Genomic DNA, 19,658 nt, shown 5'->3' with positions numbered 1-19,658 from the left:
AATCTCAAGGAGATGAAATGAAACTGCGTCCTCTGCACGATCGTGTGATCGTCAAGCGTCTGGAACAAGAAACCAAGACCGCCTCTGGCATCGTCATCCCCGACAACGCCGCTGAGAAGCCCGACCAGGGCGAAGTCCTGGCCGTGGGCCCGGGCAAGCGCAATGAGAAGGGCGACTTCATCGCCCTGAACGTGGCCGTCGGCGACCGCGTTCTGTTCGGCAAGTACAGCGGCCAGACCGTCAAGGTCGACGGCGACGAACTGCTGGTGATGCGCGAAGAAGATCTGTTTGCAGTGGTCGCCAAGTAAGTCGGCGCCCCCAAGATCTGACACCTTAAAGAATTCGGAGAAATACAAATGGCAGCAAAAGACGTGATCTTTGGCGGCGAAGCTCGTGCTCGCATGGTTGAAGGCGTGAACATCCTGGCCAACGCGGTCAAGGTGACCCTGGGCCCCAAGGGCCGCAATGTGGTGCTCGAGCGCTCCTTCGGCGCCCCCACCGTGACCAAGGACGGTGTGTCCGTGGCCAAGGAAATCGAGCTGAAGGACAAGCTGCAGAACATGGGCGCCCAGATGGTCAAGGAAGTCGCTTCCAAGACTTCTGACAACGCCGGTGACGGCACCACCACCGCCACCGTGCTGGCCCAGGCCATCGTGCGCGAAGGCATGAAGTACGTGGCAGCCGGCATGAACCCGATGGACCTGAAGCGCGGTATCGACAAGGCCGTCACGGCCCTGGTCGCCCAGCTGAAGGCGGCCTCGAAGGCCACCACCACCTCCAAGGAAATCGCTCAGGTTGGCACGATCTCGGCCAATAGCGACGTGGAAGTGGGCCGCATCATCGCCGAAGCGATGGACAAGGTCGGCAAGGAAGGCGTCATCACCGTCGAAGACGGCAAGAGCCTGGACAGCGAGCTGGACGTCGTCGAAGGCATGCAGTTCGACCGCGGCTACCTGTCGCCCTACTTCATCAACAACCCCGAGAAGCAAGCCGCGCTGCTGGACAACCCGTTTGTCCTGCTGTTCGACAAGAAGATCTCGAACATCCGCGACCTGCTGCCCACGCTGGAGCAAGTGGCCAAGGCCGGCCGTCCGCTGCTGATCATCGCTGAAGAAGTCGAAGGCGAAGCGCTGGCGACCCTGGTGGTCAACACCATCCGCGGCATCCTGAAGGTTGTGGCCGTCAAGGCTCCGGGCTTCGGCGACCGTCGCAAGGCCATGCTGGAAGACATCGCCATCCTGACCGGCGGCAAGGTCATCGCCGAAGAAGTCGGCCTGACGCTGGAGAAGGTCACGCTGGCCGATCTGGGCCAGGCCAAGCGCGTCGAAGTGGGTAAGGAAAACACCACCATCATCGACGGTGCTGGCGCCGCTGCCGACATCGAGGCTCGTGTCAAGCAAGTGCGCATCCAGATCGAGGAAGCCACCAGCGACTACGACCGTGAGAAGCTGCAAGAGCGCGTGGCCAAGCTGGCCGGCGGTGTTGCCGTGATCAAGGTTGGCGCCGCCACCGAAGTCGAAATGAAGGAAAAGAAGGCCCGTGTCGAAGACGCGCTGCACGCGACCCGTGCCGCCGTTGAAGAAGGCATCGTGGCCGGTGGTGGCGTGGCCCTGCTGCGCGCCAAGCAAGCCGCTGGCGAGATCAAGGGCGACAACGCCGACCAAGACGCCGGCATCAAGCTGGTGCTGAAGGCCATCGAAGCCCCGCTGCGCGAGATCGTCTACAACGCCGGTGGCGAAGCCTCCGTCGTCGTGAACGCCGTGCTGGCCGGCAAGGGCAACTACGGCTTCAATGCCGCCAACGACACCTATGGCGACATGATCGAAATGGGCATCCTGGACCCAACCAAGGTGACGCGCACTGCCCTGCAGAACGCCGCATCGGTCGCTTCGCTGATGCTGACCACCGAAGCCATGGTGGCCGAGTCCCCGAAGGACGACGCTCCGGCCGGCGGCATGCCTGGCGGCATGGGCGGCATGGGCGGCATGGGCATGGACATGTAAGACCGCGCCGGGTGCCTGCGGCACCCGTGCAACAAGTCTGACCGTCTCGAAAGGGGCCGCGAATGCGGCCCCTTTTTTCGTCCGGGCCCAGCCGCATAATCCGGGCAAGAATCGGTCCGCCCTGTCCATGCCCGCACCCACCCTCGCCGCCCTCGTCCAAGACGCCCAAGCCCAGCTGGGCCTGCTCAGCCGCCATCTGCTGGACCGGATACCGGACGAGCTCGGTGGCCGCCCGCAACAGCATCTGCTGCTGGACGCCTGGCAGCGCCAGCGTCTGCGCTTCGCCGAGCGTTTCGAGCAGGCCCTGACCCCCTTGCTGGAGGCCGCCGCCCGAGGCGAAGACCCGCTGCACCGCAAGCCGGTCAGCCTCGACACGCTGAGCCTGGTGGACGAGCAGCAGGCGCTGCAGGACGTGGCCGTCGCCCATGTGATCCAGACGGTCGAAGACCACTGCCGCGCCGAGCTGCACCAGCTCGGCAATTTCTTTGCCGCGCTGCGCGGCACGGCCCGCCCGCGCAAAAACGACAATCCCCTGCGGCCCGCGCTGTTTGCCCAGGCTCTGCTGCAAGCCCTGCAGCCGGTGCCGCTCGATGCCGAAGGCCAGTACGCGCTGATGCGCGCGGCCGCCCAGCCGCTGGCCCAGGGCCTGGGCCGGCTGTACGGCCAGTTGTGCGCCCAGCTGCGCGCCGCCGAGCTGACTCCGCTGATCGCCGGCAGCACGGCGATGCAGCAAAGCGACCAGCAGCGCCTGCGCCACGCCGGCAGCATTTTTCAGGAGACCGTCGAGCCCGCAACGCTGGACAGCCTGGCGCGCCGCGTCGACGCCTACAACTCGCGACCGCAGCGCCTCGGCCCCGCCATGGCCGGCGCCGCCGGCAAGGACATGCTGTCGCGCCTGTACGACCAGATCCTGGCCGATCCGGAGCTGCTGCCCTCGGTCAAGGCCTTGCTGGCACGGCTGCAGGTCGCGGTGGCCCGGCTGGCGATGAGCGACATCAGCCTCCTGCGCCGCCAGGACCATCCGACCTGGCAGCTGCTGAACCGGGTCGCCGCCCATGGCGCGGCCTTCGAGCGCGCCGACGATGCCGGGCTGCAGCAGTTCCTGCAGTTCATGGATCAGCACATCACGCCGCTGCTGAACCAGGCCCAGCCCACGGCCGCGCAGTTTCTGCAGCTGCTCACCGAGGTGGACGCGCATATCGGCGCGCAGGCCCGTCGGCGCAGCGAGAGCAGCGCCAGCGCGCTGGCCTTGCTGGAACGCGAGCAGCAGCGCCAACCCTGGCTGGCCCTGCTGCGTGAGCAGGTCCAGGCCCAGCTCGACGAGGCACCGGACGCCCAGACCACGCCGCTGCTGCGCCAGTTCCTGCACAAGGTCTGGGCCCGCGTCATCGTCCAGGCCATGGTTGAGCATGGCCAGGACGCGCCTCAGGCCCATGCCCAGATCGCCTTGGTCGACCAGTTGCTGGACAGCCTGCGCCTGCCGGTCGACGAGGCCCAGCGCCTGCGCCGCCGCGCCGAGCTGCCGGCGCTGATCCAGAGCTTGCAGGCCGGCTGCGACAGCGTGGCGCTGCCGGCCCCACAGCGCCAGACCTTGTTCGACGAACTGATGCGCCTGCATGGCCGGCTGCTGCTGGGCCAGCAAGTGGCCGCGCCGCAGCCCGAGCAAGGACCGAAGCCCGACGCCGATCCCGAGGCGCGGCTGCGCCAGCTGCTCAGCGAGCGCGAATCGCAGATGCCTTCGCGCTGGGCCCATGAGGCGGTCGACCGCGGCCGCCTGCCCACCGTGCCGGTGACCTTGTACGACCAGCAGCTGGGTACCGATCCCAAGCTGGCCTTGCAGACCTGGATCGAGGGCCTGCGCATCGGCGCCTGGTACCACATGTTCGTGCAGAGCCAGTGGCTGACGGCCCAGCTGGCCTGGGTCAGCGACAGCCGCCAGTTCTTCCTCTTCGTCGGCCAGGACGCCGAGGACCGCCACTCGCTGACCCGCGGTGCGCTGGAGCAGCTGCTGGGTCATGGCCTGATCGCGGTGCTCGAAGAGGACGACCTGGTGCAGCGCGCCGTCGCCACCCTGATGCAAGACCTGGACGACAAGGCCTGATGAGAAGACCCGCCCTGACCCTGGCCCTGCTGCTGATCTGTGGCAGCAGCTGGGCGCAAGACCCGACCCCTGCAAGCCCCTCGACCACGGCCGCCCGCCCCAAGCTGGGCCTGGTGCTGTCGGGCGGCGGCGCCCGCGGCCTGGCCCATGTGGGCGTGCTCAAGGTGCTGGAGCGCGAGCGCATCCCGGTCGATCTGATCACCGGCACCTCGATGGGCGCCATCATCGGCGGGCTCTACGCCAGCGGCATGAGCGCCGCCGACCTGGAGCGCGAATTGTTGCCGCTGGCCTGGGACCGGGTGTTCGCCAGCCGGGTCGAGCGCCAGAACCTGTCGCAGCGCCGCAAGGAGGAGGATTTCGAGTTCTCCGCCGTGCTGGAGCTGGGCATGCGCGACGGCGAGTTCCGCGCGCCGCAGGGCACGCTGTCCAGCCGCGGCCTGGAGATCCTGCTGCGCCGCTACACCCAGCCGGTGCGCAATATCGAGCAGTTCGATGCGCTGCCGACCCCGTTCCGCGCCATCTCCACCGATATGGAAAGCGGCAGCCAGGTGGTGTCGGACCAGGGCGATCTGGCCCTGGCGATGCGCTCCAGCATGAGCGTGCCGGGCGTGTTCGCGCCGGTCGAAACCAAGGGTCGCATCCTCGGCGATGGCGGCCTGGTCAACAACCTGCCGGTCGACGTCGCGCGCCGCCAGGGCGCCGAGCGCCTGATCGCGGTCAATGTCGGCACGCCGCTGGCCGCGCGCGAGGCGCTGTCCTCGCTGGTCGGTGTGACCGCGCAGATGATCAACATCCTGACCGAGCAGAACGTGCAGCGCAGCATCGCCAGCCTGTGGGCCGAGGATGTGCTGATCACGCCCGAGCTGGGCAAGCTGGGCTCGGGCGACTTCGACCGCGCCCGCGATCTGATACAGCAGGGCGAGCGCGCCGCCGAAGCGATGCTGGCCCAGCTGCGGCCGCTGGCGGTCAGCCCCGAGGCTTATGCGCAATGGCGGCTGGCCCGCACGCCCGCGAGCACACCCAATGCGCGGCTCGCTGCCATCGAGTTCGAGGGCAGCGAGCGCAGCCATCCCGAGCGCTTTGCCGCCCAGCTGGCCAGCCAGCCCGGCCAGGCCTTCGACGCCGCGCGGGCCGAGCGCGATGCGCAGCTGCTCGCCTCCTCGGGCGACTACGAGCGGGTCGACTTCCATGTCGCGGCCCGCCCCGAGGGCGACGCGCTGGTGTTCGCGATGGAGGACAAATCCTGGGGGCCCAACTACTTCCGCATCGGCCTGGACCTCAGCACCGACTTCTCCGGCGAGAGCGCCTTCAATATCCGCATCAGCCACAACCGCCACTGGCTGACGCCCCAGGGCACCGAGTGGCGCAACCAGCTGACCCTGGGCCAGACGCCGCGCCTCTACAGCGAGCTCTACCACCCGCTGATCGCCAAGCTGGGCACCTCGAACGACTGGTTCGTCTCCGGCTGGGGTGAGCTGGAGCGGCGCTCGATCACCCTCTACGACGAGGACAGCGGCCAGGGGCGCGCCCGCCTGGGCCGGCGCAGCGCCACGCTGGGCCTGGACATCGGTCAGCCCTGGGGCCGGCTCGGCGAGCTGCGCCTGGGCCTGATGCAGCAGAACTGGCGCATCAGCCCCGACCTGTTGACGATCGATGTGCCCGACGGCATCCTGAACCAGACCTGGCGCGAACGCGGGCTGCGTGTGAAGGCGGTGGTCGACCAGCTGGACTTCGCCAACTTTCCGCAGAACGGCTACCGCCTGCTGGCCGAGCTGGCCGGCGGCCGTCAGTCGGGGCCGGATGTCAGGCGCGCCCACTTCCAGCGCCTGGAGCTGCAGGCCACCGGCGTCAAGAGCTGGGGCGCCCACACGCTGAACCTGCACACCCGCATCTTCGACGCCAAGCAGCGCGAAGACTCGACCCAGGGGCCTTATGCGCTGGGCGGTTTCCAGCAGCTCTCCGGCTACCAGCCCGATCAGCTGGTGGGCCAGAGTCTGGTGTTCGGCCGCGCTACCTACTACATGCGCCTGCGCGAGACCCCGCTGCTGACGCGGGGCTTCTTCGTCGGCGGCTCGCTGGAGCTAGGCAATGCCTGGGCCAGCCGCCACGAAGCCTCGCTGCGCGATCTGCGCAAGGCCATGAGCGTCTTCGTCGGTGCCGACACCGGCCTGGGCCCGCTCTACCTGGCCCTGGGCCATGCGCCGCGCGGCAGCACGGCCGTCTACCTCTTCATCGGCAGACCCTGAGGATGGCCTCGGCCAGCAACGCGGGCCGCTCGTGGACGATCCAGTGGCCGGCCCCGGCCACCCGCTGCAAGTCCAGCAGCGGCACGAACTGCGCCAGTCCGTCCAGCATGCCGGGCGGCAGCGCGCGGTCCTCCTCGCCCCAGATCACCAGGGTCGGCAGCCTGACGGTGACGAATTCGGGCGCAAAGCTCAGCGCCATCGCGCCGGGGTCCTCGGGCGTCGGCGGGCGCATCGGTGAGGCGCGGTAGTAGTTCAGCGGCCCGTTCAGGCCCTGGTCCCAGACCTCGCGGTAGCGCTGGCGCAGCGCATCGCTGAGCCAGGCCGCGCCGCCCATCTCGGTAAAAAACGGCCACATCCGCGCGTAGTCGTCCGCGGCCAGCAGCGCCTCGGCATCGGGCCGGCACAGCCAGTTCATATAGGCGCTGGCCTCGCGCTGCGCCGGATTGAGCTGCAGCTCGCGCAGAAAGGTGCCCGGATGCGGCGAATTGATGATGACCAGCTGGCGCATCAGCGCCGGCGCCTGCACCGCCAGATTCCAGGCCACCGCCCCGCCCCAGTCATGCGCGACCAGGGCCGCCAGCGGCTGCTCAGCGCCACCGGTGGCCGCGATCAAGGCCTTGATATCGGCCATCAGGTGCTTGGCCCGGTAGGCCTCGACCTCGGCCGGGCTGCTGGAGCGCTCGTAGCCGCGCAGATTCGGTGCGATGCAGCGAAAGCGCGGCGCGAGCATCTGCATCAGCTCGTCCCAGACAAAGGCCGCCTCGGGAAAGCCATGCAGGAACACCAGCCGCGGTGCGTCGATGGGCCCGCAGGCCCGGCACGACAGGGTGATGCCGTGCGGCAGCGGCAGCTCGAAGGTCTCGATCATCGGCGGGCGTCTCCTCAGCCGGTCAGTATCTGCCCGGCCGGCGACGCCGGCTTGTCATTCCGGCGACAGCGCCGCTTCGGGGTTTTCGCTGATCTTGGGCGCGGCCTGCACCCATTCGTAGAGGATGCGCGCCACATCGGCCACGCCCTGCTTCTTCAGCGCCGAGAACAGCGTCACCGCCACATCCGACTCCTCGGTGGCCAGCTCGCCCAGAAAGGCCTGGCAGGCGGCCAGTGCGGCGTTGGCTTCCTTGCGATTGAGCTTGTCGGACTTGGTCAGGAGCACCAGCAGCTTGACCTCGCCGTTGCCGACGCGCGGCGCAACGAACTCCAGCAGCTGCTTATCCAGATCGGTCAGGCCCAGGCGCGAGTCCACCATCAGCACGACGCCCGACAGGCTGCGCCGCACCTCCAGATAGTCGGCCATCACCTTCTGCCAGCGCAGCTTGGCCGAGCGGGCCACCGCCGCATAGCCATAGCCGGGCAGATCGGCGAACCAGGCATTGGCCGCGTCCTTGGGACCGAGCTCGAACAGATTGATGTGCTGTGTGCGCCCAGGCGTCTTGGACGCGAAAGCCAGCCGCTTCTGCTGGGCCAGCGTATTGATCGCGGTCGACTTGCCGGCATTGGAGCGGCCGACGAAGGCGATCTCCGGCAGCTCATTGGGCGGCAGGTGGACCAGCTCGCTGGCGGTGGTCAGAAAACGGGCGGTGTGGGTCCAGCCCAACACCATCTTGTCAGTGAGCAAACCCGCCTCGGCGGCGTCGGTTTGCGGTGGGTTCGGGGTGGTGTTGGTCATGAAGATACCGGGCTTGTTGGATTGCCATTGTAAAATCCCGCAGTTGCGCTTACCGAACCTCGATAAAACTCATGAAGACTGCCGCTATCCTGTTGTCTGGTTTGACGTTTGCTGCCGCAGCCTTTGCGAGCGGTGCCCCGGTGCAAGCCAAGCCTGATCTGGCCAAGGGTCAGGCCATCGCCACCCAGGTCTGTGCCGCCTGCCACACGGCCGACGGTTCGCGCGGCAGCCCCGCCAACCCCATCCTGCAGGGCCAGCACCCGGACTACCTGTCCAAGCAGCTGCTGGAGTTCAAGGAAGGCAAGCGCAATAACGCCATCATGAAGGGCTTCGCCGCCACCTTGAGCGACGCCGACATGAAGAATGTCGCCGCCTTCTACGCCAGCAAGCAGGCCAAGCCCGGCTTCGCGAAGAACAAGGAGCTGGTGAGCCTGGGCGAGAAGATCTATCGCGGCGGCATCGCCGACCGCCAGATCCCCGCCTGCGCCGGCTGTCACAGCCCCAACGGCGCCGGCATCCCGGCCCAATACCCGCGCCTCTCGGGCCAGCACAGCGACTACACCGAGCTGCAGCTGACCAACTTCCGCGTCAACACCCGCGCCAACAGCGCCCAGATGACGGCCATCGCGGCCAAGATGAACGACCGCGAGATCAAGGCCGTGTCCGACTACATCGCCGGCCTGCGCTGAACGCCCGGCGCCGCATCAGTTCCCCCGCTTCCTGAAAGCAAAGGCCGGCGCTCAGCTCCGGCCTTTTTTCATGGCGAGTCCCGCATCCGGGGTCAGCCGCCACAATGCCAGCCATGTCCGAGTCCACGCCTACCGCCCCCACGCCGAGTTCCCGCCTGGGTCGCGATCTCTTCGATCTGCTGTCCTCGATGCGTTTCGCGATCGCGCTGCTGACGGTGATCTGCATCGCCTCGGTGATAGGCACGGTGGTCAAGCAGCGCGAGCCGCTGACCAACTATGTCAACCAGTTCGGGCCCTTCTGGTCCGAGGTGTTTGCCAAGCTGGACATCTACACGGTCTACAGCGCCTGGTGGTTTCTGCTGATCCTGGCCTTTCTGGTGCTGTCGACCAGCCTGTGCATCGCCCGCAACACGCCCAAGATCATTGCCGACCTGCGCAGCTACAAGGAGCACATCCGCGAGCAGTCGCTGCAGGCCTTCCCGCACAAGGCCATCGGCAGCCTGCCGGTGCCGGCCGAGCAGGCCTATGCCCAGGTCTCGGCCCTGCTGGATGCCGAGGGCTGGAAGGCCCGCGCCCAGATCCGCGACAAGGGCACGATGGTGGCGGCGCGCAAGGGCGCGGCCAACAAGATCGGCTACCTCGCCGCGCACAGCGCCATCGTGCTGATCTGCCTGGGCGGCTTGTTCGACGGCGACCTGATCGTGCGGGCCATGATGTGGGCCCAGGGCAAGAGCATCTACCAGGGTGGCGGCCTGATCATGAATGTCGAGCCGCAGCACCGCCTGGCCAGCAGCAACCCGAGCTTTCGCGGCAATCTGATGGTGCCCGAGGGCGGCCGCGCCACCACGGCCATCCTGTCCATGCCCAATGGTGTGGTGCTGCAGGACCTGCCCTTCGACGTGGAGCTGAAGAAGTTCATCGTCGAGTACTACGCCACCGGCATGCCCAAGCTGTTCGCCAGCGAGATCACGATACGCGACCATGAGACCGGCGCCACTCACGAGGCCCTGGTCAAGGTCAACGAGCCGGCCTATCACCGTGGTGTGGCCATCTACCAGAGCAGCTTCGACGACGGGGGCTCGCACCTGACCCTGCGCGCCCAGCCGCTGAGCGGCGCGGCCGCCCCCTTCGAGATCGAAGGCACGGTGGGCAGCAGCACCTCGCTGAGCAATGGCGACGACAAGCTGGGGCTGGAGTTCAGCGGCCTGCGCGTCATCAATGTCGAGAACATGAGTGCGCCCAGCCAGGGCGGCACCGATGTGCGCAAGGTCGATCTGGTCAGCTCGGTCCAGGCCCATCTGGGCAGCGGCGCCAAGGTCAAGACCGAGAAGGCCCTGCAGAACGTCGGCCCCTCGTTCAGCTACAAGCTGCGCGACGCCGCCGGCCAGGCCCGCGAATACAACAACTACATGCTGCCGGTCGATCTGGACGGCCACAAGGTCTACCTGGCGGGCGTGCGCGACACGCCGGCCGAGGCCTTCCGCTATCTGCGCATCCCGGTCGACGAGCAGGGCGAGATGGCCGGCTGGCTGGCGCTGCGTCGCGGCCTGGCCGATGCGGGCCTGCGCGAGCGCGCCGCGCGCCGCTATGCCGAGGGCGCGACGCCCAATGACAAGCCGCAGATGACCCCGCAGCTGGAGGCCACCGCGCGGCGCGCGCTGGCGCTGTTTGCCGGCGCCGAGGGCATCAAGCCGGGCGCGGCGCCCGGCCCGGCGGTCGGCGGTCTGCCGGCGCTGTCGGCCTTCATCGACAGCGAGGTGCCCGAGGCCGAGCGCGGCCGCGTCTCCGAGGTGCTGCTGCGCATCCTCAACGGCAGCCTGTTCGAGCTCTACAAGATCGTCCGCAGCCAGGCCGGCCAGCCCACGCCCGAGGCCGGCGACAACACCCAGGCCTTCATGACGCAGGCGGTGCTGGCGCTGTCCGACAGCATGTTCTACCCGGCCCCGGTGCTGCTGCAGCTGGCCGACTTCAAGCAGGTGCAGGCCAGCGTGTTCCAGGTGGCGCGCGCGCCGGGCCAGAAGCTGGTCTATCTCGGCGCCATCCTGCTGATCATCGGTGTGTTTGCGATGCTCTACATCAAGGAACGCCGGCTTTGGATCTGGCTGGAGCCGGTTCAGAATGGCACGACGCGGGTGCGCATGGCCCTGTCCTGCACGCGCAACTCGCCCGATACCGATAGCGAATTTGAGGCCCTGAGACAGGCCTTGTTGAAGGAGCAAGCATGAATACCGCCAGCGCATCACTGTCCCTGGGACGACGCGGCCTGATCGCCAGGCGCGACTGGCAGGACTGGGTCTTCGCCCTGCTGGTACTGGCCGGCGGGGCCTTCGCCTTCCTGCGCTACGGCGCCTCGATGGATGGCTACGAGAAAGGCATCCTGGCCTTCGCGATCCCCTCGCTGATCGCGCTGGGCTGGTTCTGGAAGCCCTTGCGCCTGCTGTGCGTGCTGGTCGGCGCGGCCGCCCTGCTGGCGATCAGCCTCTACAACCGCACGCCCGACGGCTTCGGTGCCGACCTGGCCGCCGCCGAGCAGGTCTTCCTGCTGAAGTACATGCTGTCCAGCCAGAGCGCGATCCTGTGGATGAGCCTGCTGTTCTTCATGGCCACGCTGTTCTACTGGGGCGGCTTCTTCACGAAGAGCGGCCAGACCAGCGCCGCCGAGGCCATCGGCACCCGGCTGACCTGGGGCGCCGTCTTCATGGCCCTGGTCGGCACCATGGTGCGCTGGTTCGAGAGCCACCAGATCGCGCCGGACATCGGCCACATCCCGGTCAGCAATCTCTACGAAGTCTTCGTGCTGTTCTGCTGGATGACGGCGCTGTTCTATCTCTACTACGAGGCCCGCTTCAAGACCCGCGCGCTGGGCGCCTATGTGCTGCTGGTGATCAGCGCGGCGGTCAGCTTTCTGCTCTGGTACACGGTCAGCCGCGAGGCGCACGAGATCCAGCCGCTGGTGCCGGCGCTGCAGAGCTGGTGGATGAAGATCCATGTGCCGGCCAACTTCGTCGGCTACGGCACCTTCGCGCTGGCCGCGATGGTGGCCCTGGCCTATCTGCTGAAGACCGCCACCCAGCGCGCGCTGATCATCGGCCTGATCGGCGTGCCGGCCGCGCTGATCGCGCTGATACTGGCGGTGCGCTTCGGCGCCGCGCTGCCGGCCGAGACCATCAGCGGCCTGGACGGCTGGGCCCGCAAGATGGGCGGCGTGCTGGCCTTCTTCGTGGTCTGCGTGCTGCTGCGCGACAAGCTGACCGCCCGCCTGCCCTCGCTGACCCTGCTCGACGACCTGATGTACAAAGCCATCGCGCTGGGCTTTGCCTTCTTCACGATCGCCACCATTCTGGGCGCCTTCTGGGCCGCCGAGGCCTGGGGCGGCTACTGGAGCTGGGACCCGAAGGAGACCTGGGCCCTGATCGTCTGGCTCAACTACGCGGCCTGGCTGCATATGCGGCTGATGAAGGGCCTGCGCGGCGTGGTCGCCTCCTGGTGGGCGCTGGTGGGCCTGGTCGTCACGACCTTCGCCTTCCTGGGCGTCAATATGTTCCTGTCGGGCTTGCACTCCTACGGCGAGCTGTAATCCCCGGCGGCAGCGAAGAGATGGCGCACAGCGTAAGCTTTGCGCCATCTGTCCGACTGAAGGTGCATTCTCCGCACCGAAAGAGCCGCCATGCATTTCCATCCCAACCGCTTTGGGCGTATTGCGCCCGCCGAGATCACCCCGCAAGCCGTCTACGAGAGCCGGCGCGACTGGCTGCGCCTGATGGCCGGCGGCGCGGCCGGCGTGGCGCTGGCCGGCTGGGCCGGGCGTGAGGCATTGGCACAGAGCGCCGCCAAGCTGCCGGGCGCCAAGAGCGCCCTCCCCGGCGCGCTGACGATGGAGAAACCGACCAGCTTCAAGGACGCCAGCAGCTACAACAACTTCTACGAGTTCGGCACCGACAAGGCCGATCCGGCGCGCAGTGCCGGCACGCTGAAGACTCGGCCCTGGACAGTGGCGGTCGAGGGCGAGGTCGGCAAGCCCGGCCTGTTTGATCTCGACGCGCTGCTCAAGCTCAGCACCATGGAGGAGCGCATCTACCGGCTGCGCTGCGTCGAGGGCTGGTCCATGGTGATCCCCTGGGTCGGCTATTCGCTGGCCGAACTGATCAAGAAGGTCGAGCCCACCTCCAAGGCCAAGTACGTCGAGTTCGTCACCCTGGCCGACAAGGCCCAGATGCCGGGCCTGCGCTCGGGCGTGCTGGACTGGCCCTATACCGAGGGCCTGCGCATCGACGAGGCCATGCAGCCGCTGGCGATGCTGGCCTTCGGCATGTATGGCGAGGTCTTGCCGAACCAGAACGGCGCGCCGGTACGCCTGGTCGTGCCCTGGAAATACGGCTTCAAGTCGGCCAAGTCCATCGTCAAGATCCGCTTCGTCGAGAAGCAGCCGGTGTCCAGCTGGACCCGCGCGGCGGCCCAGGAGTACGGCTTTTTCTCGAACGTGAACCCCAAGGTCGACCACCCGCGCTGGAGCCAGGCCACCGAACGCCGCATCGGCGAGGACGGCCTGTTCGCGAAGAAGCGCCCGACGCTGATGTTCAACGGCTACGAGGCCCAGGTCGGCCAACTCTATGCGGGCATGGATCTGAAGAAGTTCTACTGACGTGGCGCGACGCTCCTGGTGGCTGCACCCTGCAGCCAAGCCCCTGCTGTTCCTGCTGTGCCTGCTGCCCTTCGCCGATTTGCTCTGGGGCGCCGTCGCCAACACCCTGGGCGCGAACCCGGCCGAGGCGGTGATACGCGGCCTGGGCGACTGGGCGCTGCGCTTCATCTGCATCACACTGGCGGTCACGCCGCTGCGGGTGATCAGCAACCAGCCGGCGCTGGCGCGCTTTCGGCGCCTGCTGGGCCTGTTCGCTTTCTTCTATGCCAGCCTGCATCTGCTGGCCTATGGCTGGCTGGACCAGGGCCTGGATCTCGGCGAGATCGCCCGCGACATCGCCAAGAGGCCTTTCATACTGCTGGGTTTCACGACCTGGCTGCTGATGCTGCCGCTGGCGCTGAGCTCGTTCAACCGCGCGATCAAGGCGCTGGGCGCCAAGCGCTGGCAGGCGCTGCACAAGGCCATCTACCTGCTGAGCCTGGTGGCGGTCGCGCACTTTCTGTGGCTGCGCGCCGGCAAGAACAATTTCACCGAACCGCTGATCTATCTGGCCGTGCTGAGCCTGCTGCTGGGCTGGCGGGCCTGGCGGCGCTGGCGCAGCTGAGATAATCGGCGGCTGGCCACTTTGGTCCGCTGTGTCTATGAGCACCTCCCCTGTCGTCCTGATCACCGGCGGCGCCCGCCGTCTCGGGCGCGCGATGGCCCTGGAACTGGCCGGCGCCGGCTATGGCGTGGCCGTGCACTACCGCAGCTCGGCCGAGGAGGCCATGGCCCTGGTGGGCGAGCTGCGCGGACGCGGCGTTCGGGCTCAGGCCTTTGCCGCCGACCTGGCCGTCGAGCCTGAATGCGAGGCCCTGCTGCCGGCCGTCGTCGCCCACTTCGGCCGGCTCGATGCCGTCGTCAACAACGCCTCGCTGTTCGAGTACGACGACGTCGAGAGCTTCGGCTATGCCCGCATGGACGCGCACTGGCGCGCCAATACCGCGCCGGCCATCGTGCTGGCGCGGGCCCTGCATCGTCAGGCCGGTCTGCAGCAAAGCCAGGCCTGCGTCGTCAATGTGCTGGACCAGAAGCTCTGGAACCCGAATCCGGACTATCTGTCCTACACCCTGTCCAAGGCCGCATTGGAGGCCTGCAACACCTTGCTGGCCCAGGCGCTGGCGCCGCGGCTGCGGGTCTGCGGCGTCGCGCCCGGCGTGACGCTGGCCTCGGGCCCGATGAACGAGGCCGAGTTCAGCGCCGCCCACCGGCTGACGCCGCTGCACTACTCCTCCACCCCCACCGACATCGCGCGCAGCGTGCGCTTTCTGCTGGAATCGCCGGCCATCACCGGCACCACCTTGCTGGTCGATGGCGGCCAGCATCTGGCGGCCCAGGCCCGCGACGTGATGTTCCTGACCCCCAAGACCGAACAAGGCCTTTGATATGCACAGCCCTCTTGCCCACCCGGCCCTGCTCGACTGCCGCCGCCTGTTCCTACGCGACTACGAGGTCTGGATCAATATCGGCGTGCACGACTTCGAGAAGAAGGGCGAACAGCGCGTGCTGATCAATGTCGACCTCTACATCCCGCTGGCCCAGTCGACACCGACCGCCGACGAGCTGCACGAGGTGGTCGACTATGACTTCATGCGCCGCACCATCGCCGAGCGCGTCGGCCGCGGCCATATCCATCTGCAGGAAACGCTGTGCGACGACATCCTGGCCCTGATGCTGGCGCATCCGCGCGTCAAGGCGGCCCGCGTGTCCACGGAAAAGCCGGATGTCTACCCCGACTGCGATGCGGTCGGCGTCGAGGTCTTCGGCCTCAAGCAATCGTAAGGAACAAGCCATGAGCGACACCCTGCTCGCCCCCGCCGAAGCATCGGCGGCCAACAGCGAGGCCGACAAGAAGGCCGCGCTGGAGATCAACAAGCTGTCCAAGCGACTGCACCGCCAGGTCGGCCAGGCCATCACCGACTTCAATATGATCGAAGACGGCGATAAGGTCATGGTCTGCGTATCGGGTGGCAAGGACAGCTATTCGCTGCTGGACATCCTGATCAACCTGAAACAGCGCGCGCCGATCAAGTTCGACATCGTCGCGGTCAACCTCGACCAGAAGCAGCCGGGCTTCCCGGAAGAGATCCTGCCGGCCTATCTGAAGAGCCGCGGCGTCGATTTCCACATCGAGGAGCAGGACACCTACTCCATCGTCAAGCGCCTGATCCCCGAGGGCAAGACCACCTGCAGCCTGTGCTCGCGGCTGCGCCGCGGCATCCTCTACCGCGTCGCCGAGGAGATCGGCGCGACCAAGATCGCGCTGGGCCACCACCGCGACGACATCGTCACGACCCTGTTCCTGAATATGTTCTTCGGCAGCCGCATGAAGGGCATGCCGCCCAAGCTGGTCAGCGATGACGGCAGGAACGTCGTGATACGCCCGCTGGCCTATGTGCGCGAGCCGGACCTGGTGCGCTGGGCCGAGCACCGCGAGTTCCCCATCATCCCGTGCAATCTCTGCGGCAGCCAGGAGAACCTGCAGCGCGTGCAGGTCAAGGCCATGCTCAACGACTGGGACCGCCGCTTCCCGGGCCGGGTCGAGAACATGTTCACCGCGATGAGCAATATCGTCCCCTCGCACATGATGGACCGCAAGCTCTTCCCCTTCGAAACCATCAAGGCCAGCGGCACACCCGAGCCCGACGGCGATATCGCCTTCGACGAGGACGAGGCCTGCGGCAGCCCGGCCACGCCGGCCTCGGTGATCAAGCTTCACCGCGACGAAGACTGAGCTTTACACGCAGCTAACAAGAGCGGTTCAGAATAGGCGCTTACCAAGGAGGCAAGAAATCATCATGCAAAGACGTCACCTCTTGTTGAGCGCTGTTGCGCTGGCGGCTCTGAGCGCCTGCAGCGGCCCCTACACGATACGCTCCGAGGTCACCAGCTTCGGCACCTGGCCGGCTGGCCGCGCGCCCGGCAGCTATGCCTTCGAGCGCCTGCCCTCGCAGCAGCAGGAAGGCTCGCGCCAGACCGAGCTTGAGGATGCCGCCCGCGTGGCGCTGGAGAAGGCCGGCTTCAGGCCCGCCGCCGATGCCAAGAGCGCCGATGTGCTGGTGGCACTGGGCGTGCGCGTCAGCACGCAGGAGCGCGCCCCCTGGGACGACCCGCTGTGGTGGCGCTGGCACGGCAATATCAATGCCTGGCGCTATGGTCGCATGGGTCGCTCCTACTACTACCCGCCGCACTATCCGGTGGACCGGCGCTATGACCGCGAGGTGGCCCTGCTGCTGCGCGACCGTGGCAGCAGCGAGCCGCTGTACGAGGCACGCGCCAGCAATGACGGCCTGACCCAGGGCGATGCCGATCTGATCAGCGCGATGTTCGAGGCCGCGCTGAGCGACTTCCCGAACACCCGCCCGGAGCCCCACGCGATCGCGGTGCAAAGAGTCCGGTAACAAGCGTCGTCGATAATCGCGGCTTCTCAAACCGCGCTGATCGCTATGACGTTGAACCTGGTCATCATGGCCGCGGGCAAGGGCACCCGCATGAAGTCCACCCTGCCCAAGGTCCTGCACAAGCTGGCGGGCCGCTCGCTGCTGCGGCATGTGCTGGACACCACGGCCGAGCTGGGCGCCGCCCAGCGCCTGGTGATCACCGGCCATGGCGCCGAGCAGGTCGAGGCGGCGGTGGCCGGCCCCGGCATCGCCTTTGTGCGCCAGATGCCCCAGCTCGGCACCGGCCATGCGATCCAGCAGGTCGTACCGCATCTGCCCGACAGCGGCAGCACCCTGATACTCAACGGCGACACGCCGCTGATCAGCGCCGCGACGACGCGCCAGCTGGTCGAGGCCTGCGGCGGCGAGAAGCTGGTGCTGCTGACCATCGAATACAGTGACCCGAGTGGCTATGGCCGTATCGTGCGCGAGGGAGAGCTCGTCAAAGCCATCGTCGAGCACAAGGACGCCACGCCCGAGCAACGCCAGATCCGCGAGTGCTACACCGGCATGATGGCCGCACCGACGGGGGCGCTGAAGCGCTGGGTCGCGGCCTTGAAAAACGACAACGTCCAGGGCGAGTACTACCTGACAGACATCGTCGCGATGGCCGTGGCCGAGGGCGTGCCGGTGGTCAGCGTCAAGACCGGCAGCGAGACCGAGGTGCTGGGCGTCAACAGCCCCTTGCAGCTGGCCGATCTGGAGCGCCGCTTCCAGCATCTGCAGGCCGGCGCGCTGCTGGAGGCCGGCGTGCGTCTGGCCGACCCGGCACGTTTCGATCTGCGCGGCACGCTGAGCTGTGGCCAGGATGTCGAGATCGACGTCAACTGCGTCTTCGAGGGTCAGGTCGTGCTGGGCGACGGCGTGCGCATCGGCGCCAACTGCGTGATCCGCAACGCCCGCATCGCGGCCGGCGCCCGCATCCATGAGTTCACCCATATCGACGGCGAGGCCCAGGGCGTCACGGTCGGCGAAGGCGCGCTGATCGGGCCGTTCGCGCGGCTGCGGCCCGGCGCCGAACTGGGCGCCGAGGTCCATATCGGCAACTTTGTCGAGGTCAAGAATTCGACCCTGGCCAAGGGCGCCAAGGCCAACCACCTGGCCTATCTGGGCGACGCCACGGTGGGTGAGCGGGTCAACTATGGCGCCGGCTCCATCACCGCCAATTACGACGGCGCCAACAAGCACCGCACCGTGATCGGCGCCGATGTGCATGTGGGCAGCAACTGCGTGCTGGTGGCCCCGGTCGAGATCGGCGCCGGCGCGACGATAGGCGGCGGCTCCACGATCACCAAGCCGGTGGCGGCCGGCGAGCTCGCTGTGGCACGCGGCAAACAGGCCGGCATCGCCGGCTGGACCCGCCCGAGCAAAAAGCGCTGAGCCGTGACAAATGCACGAGAATCCGGGGCCATGGCCGCCAATAACCCTCAACAACCATGAACAAGGGACAGCTGCGGAACAGCCCGATGCCTAGCATTGGCAGCAGTTTCTTCTTCAAGGCCTGCAGTCATGGCGATCCTTATCAAGCAGCGAGCTGGCGAATCCGTGCAGAGTGAACACGACTCCGCCTGGCAAGGCCTGGATGAGTGCCGGGCCGAGGTCGATGAGGAGGCGGCCGAGCGCAGCGCGGCGCTGCAGCAGCTGGCGCTGGAGCATGCCCGCTGCGACGACGCCGCCAGCGCCTGCTGGTATCTGTGCCGCAGCCTCGGCGCGGCGCGCCAGCTGGAGCCCGGCGGCGAGCCGGGCCTGGAACTGCTGTTCGAGCTGCTGGGCGCGCTGGCCGATCTGCCGGCGCTGGCCACCGTCGCGACGCCGGAAGCGGTGGCCGGCGAGGCCGATGGCCTGGGCGTGTTCGAGCTGTGTCAGCAGCTGCAGGCCGCCCGCGAGCAGACCCAGGAAGCCTGGCGCGAGCGCTCCGATCCGGACCGCCCCGCCTCACTGCTTCACTGAAGCATCCTCAGAAGCCCCGGACCGGCAGCTGCGGTCCGCGCTGCAGCCAGTTGCGTGGCGAATAGGCGCTGGCCGCATCGGTCACATGCAAGGTGTAGGCATGGCGTGAGTGCGCCGAGCGGTTCGGCGCGCTGTAATGAGGCAGCAGGCCATGGAAGATCACCAGCGCGCCGGCCTCAACCTCCAGCGGCTCGGCCAGCGCCTCGACCGAGGGCCAGGGCGTTTCGTCCAGCGTCTCCATCCAGGCCCGCCGGCCCTCGCGCACAAAGCGCTCGCGCAACACGCCACGAGGCCCGCGATGGCCCCCCGGCTCGGCCCACAGGCAGCCGTTGTCGCGCGTCGCATCCTCCAGCGCGAACCAGAAGGTCGTCACGGTGATGGGCTCGCTGTCGAAGAAGCTGGCGTCCTGGTGCCAGCGCACCTCGCCGCCTATGCCCGGCTGCTTGAAGATATACATGGACTGCCAGACCTGCGGCCGGCTCAGGCCCACATCGCGGGCCACGGCCGCCAGCTCGGGCCCGCTGGAGAACTCGCGGAATACCGGGTCCAGGTCATGCATCGCATGGCCGATCTTGTTGATCGACAAGGCCTTGGCCTGGCGCAGCCGGCCCTGGGCGTCGAAGGCCTCCTCCTCGAAGAAGCAGCGCATCTTGTCGTCGGAGTCGAGGAAGTAGTCGTCGACGTTGCGCTCCTGCTCCTGGGTCGTGAAGATGGCGCGCTGCTCGCCAGGATCGAAGGCCTCGACCAGGGCCTCGGCGCGCGCGCGCAGCGCGGCGATCTGGGCGGCGTTCTTGAAATGGGGCAGTATCAGGAAGCCCTGTTCGTCAAAGCTGGATTTCTGTTCTTGGCTCAGCATGCTTCACTCCTGGAGCGCGCAGTTTA

The 19,658-nt window shown here is 67.5% G+C and carries 18 protein-coding genes; 15 read left to right on the top strand and 3 right to left on the bottom strand.

Annotation, left to right across the window (positions count from 1 at the left end; translation table 11 throughout):
- Positions 1 to 17: 17 nt before the first annotated feature.
- The 4 genes from groES to ABGI63_RS07845 all read left to right on the top strand — a co-directional run bounded on the left by groES (position 18) and on the right by ABGI63_RS07845 (position 6,350).
- The gene (gene groES / locus ABGI63_RS07860) at positions 18 to 308 is read left to right on the top strand and encodes a co-chaperone GroES (RefSeq protein ID WP_137943681.1); all 291 of its coding nucleotides are present in this window, start codon (positions 18 to 20) and stop codon (positions 306 to 308) included.
- A gap of 48 nt (positions 309 to 356) precedes the next feature.
- Complete coding sequence (gene groL, locus ABGI63_RS07855) at positions 357 to 2,003, top strand: chaperonin GroEL (protein WP_137943680.1); 1,647 nt, start codon at positions 357 to 359, stop codon at positions 2,001 to 2,003.
- Positions 2,004 to 2,130: 127 nt separating this feature from the next.
- Positions 2,131 to 4,104, top strand: a complete 1,974-nt coding sequence (locus ABGI63_RS07850) for a DUF1631 family protein (protein WP_349741927.1) — start codon at positions 2,131 to 2,133, stop codon at positions 4,102 to 4,104.
- Positions 4,104 to 6,350: a patatin-like phospholipase family protein gene (locus tag ABGI63_RS07845; protein ID WP_349741926.1), complete on the top strand. Its 2,247-nt coding sequence runs from the start codon at positions 4,104 to 4,106 to the stop codon at positions 6,348 to 6,350. Before ABGI63_RS07850 ends, ABGI63_RS07845 begins: the two co-directional genes overlap by 1 nt.
- Here the strand turns inward: ABGI63_RS07845 and ABGI63_RS07840 are convergent.
- Positions 6,334 to 7,218, bottom strand: coding sequence for an alpha/beta fold hydrolase (locus ABGI63_RS07840; protein ID WP_349741925.1), 885 nt, complete (start codon positions 7,216 to 7,218; stop codon positions 6,334 to 6,336). The two genes, ABGI63_RS07845 and ABGI63_RS07840, sit on opposite strands and share 17 nt — an antisense overlap.
- Positions 7,219 to 7,272: 54 nt before the next feature.
- Entirely contained in the window at positions 7,273 to 8,016 is a 744-nt protein-coding gene (gene yihA, locus ABGI63_RS07835; RefSeq protein WP_432767388.1) for a ribosome biogenesis GTP-binding protein YihA/YsxC, read from the bottom strand.
- A 71-nt stretch (positions 8,017 to 8,087) separates the two neighbouring features.
- Here yihA and ABGI63_RS07830 point away from each other — a divergent pair, with 71 nt between their 5' ends.
- From ABGI63_RS07830 to ABGI63_RS07780, 11 genes are all read left to right on the top strand, one after another.
- Complete coding sequence (locus tag ABGI63_RS07830) at positions 8,088 to 8,705, top strand: c-type cytochrome (RefSeq protein ID WP_137943675.1); 618 nt, start codon at positions 8,088 to 8,090, stop codon at positions 8,703 to 8,705.
- A gap of 113 nt (positions 8,706 to 8,818) precedes the next feature.
- Positions 8,819 to 10,930, top strand: coding sequence for a cytochrome c biogenesis protein ResB (locus tag ABGI63_RS07825; RefSeq protein ID WP_349741924.1), 2,112 nt, complete (start codon positions 8,819 to 8,821; stop codon positions 10,928 to 10,930).
- On the top strand, positions 10,927 to 12,282 hold the full coding sequence (gene ccsB, locus ABGI63_RS07820) for a c-type cytochrome biogenesis protein CcsB (RefSeq protein ID WP_349741923.1): 1,356 nt from the start codon (positions 10,927 to 10,929) through the stop codon (positions 12,280 to 12,282). The genes ABGI63_RS07825 and ccsB overlap by 4 nt, the downstream gene beginning before the upstream one ends.
- Positions 12,283 to 12,372: 90 nt before the next feature.
- On the top strand, positions 12,373 to 13,347 hold the full coding sequence (gene msrP / locus ABGI63_RS07815) for a protein-methionine-sulfoxide reductase catalytic subunit MsrP (protein WP_349741922.1): 975 nt from the start codon (positions 12,373 to 12,375) through the stop codon (positions 13,345 to 13,347).
- Between the two features lies 1 nt (position 13,348).
- Positions 13,349 to 13,951 (top strand): protein-methionine-sulfoxide reductase heme-binding subunit MsrQ, encoded by a 603-nt coding sequence (gene msrQ, locus ABGI63_RS07810; protein ID WP_349741921.1) that lies wholly within the window; start codon positions 13,349 to 13,351, stop codon positions 13,949 to 13,951.
- A 37-nt stretch (positions 13,952 to 13,988) separates the two neighbouring features.
- Positions 13,989 to 14,771 carry an SDR family oxidoreductase gene (locus ABGI63_RS07805; protein WP_349741920.1) on the top strand — a complete coding sequence of 261 codons (783 nt, stop codon included), beginning with the start codon at positions 13,989 to 13,991 and terminating at the stop codon, positions 14,769 to 14,771.
- A 1-nt stretch (position 14,772) separates the two neighbouring features.
- Positions 14,773 to 15,168 carry a dihydroneopterin aldolase gene (locus tag ABGI63_RS07800; protein WP_137943669.1) on the top strand — a complete coding sequence of 132 codons (396 nt, stop codon included), beginning with the start codon at positions 14,773 to 14,775 and terminating at the stop codon, positions 15,166 to 15,168.
- A gap of 10 nt (positions 15,169 to 15,178) precedes the next feature.
- Positions 15,179 to 16,120, top strand: coding sequence for a tRNA 2-thiocytidine(32) synthetase TtcA (gene ttcA, locus ABGI63_RS07795; RefSeq protein ID WP_349741919.1), 942 nt, complete (start codon positions 15,179 to 15,181; stop codon positions 16,118 to 16,120).
- Positions 16,121 to 16,184: 64 nt separating this feature from the next.
- A complete protein-coding gene (locus tag ABGI63_RS07790) occupies positions 16,185 to 16,787 on the top strand; it encodes a DUF4136 domain-containing protein (protein WP_349741918.1) in 603 nt (200 codons plus the stop codon).
- A 45-nt stretch (positions 16,788 to 16,832) separates the two neighbouring features.
- Positions 16,833 to 18,206: a bifunctional UDP-N-acetylglucosamine diphosphorylase/glucosamine-1-phosphate N-acetyltransferase GlmU gene (gene glmU, locus ABGI63_RS07785; RefSeq protein WP_349741917.1), complete on the top strand. Its 1,374-nt coding sequence runs from the start codon at positions 16,833 to 16,835 to the stop codon at positions 18,204 to 18,206.
- Between the two features lie 165 nt (positions 18,207 to 18,371).
- The gene (locus tag ABGI63_RS07780; protein ID WP_349741916.1) at positions 18,372 to 18,776 is read left to right on the top strand and encodes a hypothetical protein; all 405 of its coding nucleotides are present in this window, start codon (positions 18,372 to 18,374) and stop codon (positions 18,774 to 18,776) included.
- A gap of 7 nt (positions 18,777 to 18,783) precedes the next feature.
- On the opposite strand, the gene ABGI63_RS07775 is transcribed toward ABGI63_RS07780, so the two are convergent.
- Positions 18,784 to 19,632 (bottom strand): phytanoyl-CoA dioxygenase family protein, encoded by an 849-nt coding sequence (locus ABGI63_RS07775; protein ID WP_349741915.1) that lies wholly within the window; start codon positions 19,630 to 19,632, stop codon positions 18,784 to 18,786.
- Positions 19,633 to 19,658: the final 26 nt, after the last annotated feature.

The sequence above is a fragment of the Roseateles cavernae genome, from assembly GCF_040187885.1.
Lineage (GTDB): Bacteria > Pseudomonadota > Gammaproteobacteria > Burkholderiales > Burkholderiaceae_C > Roseateles_E > Roseateles_E cavernae.
Note: the sequence above shows the minus strand (reverse complement) of the source record. Positions and strands in the feature narration are given on the sequence as shown.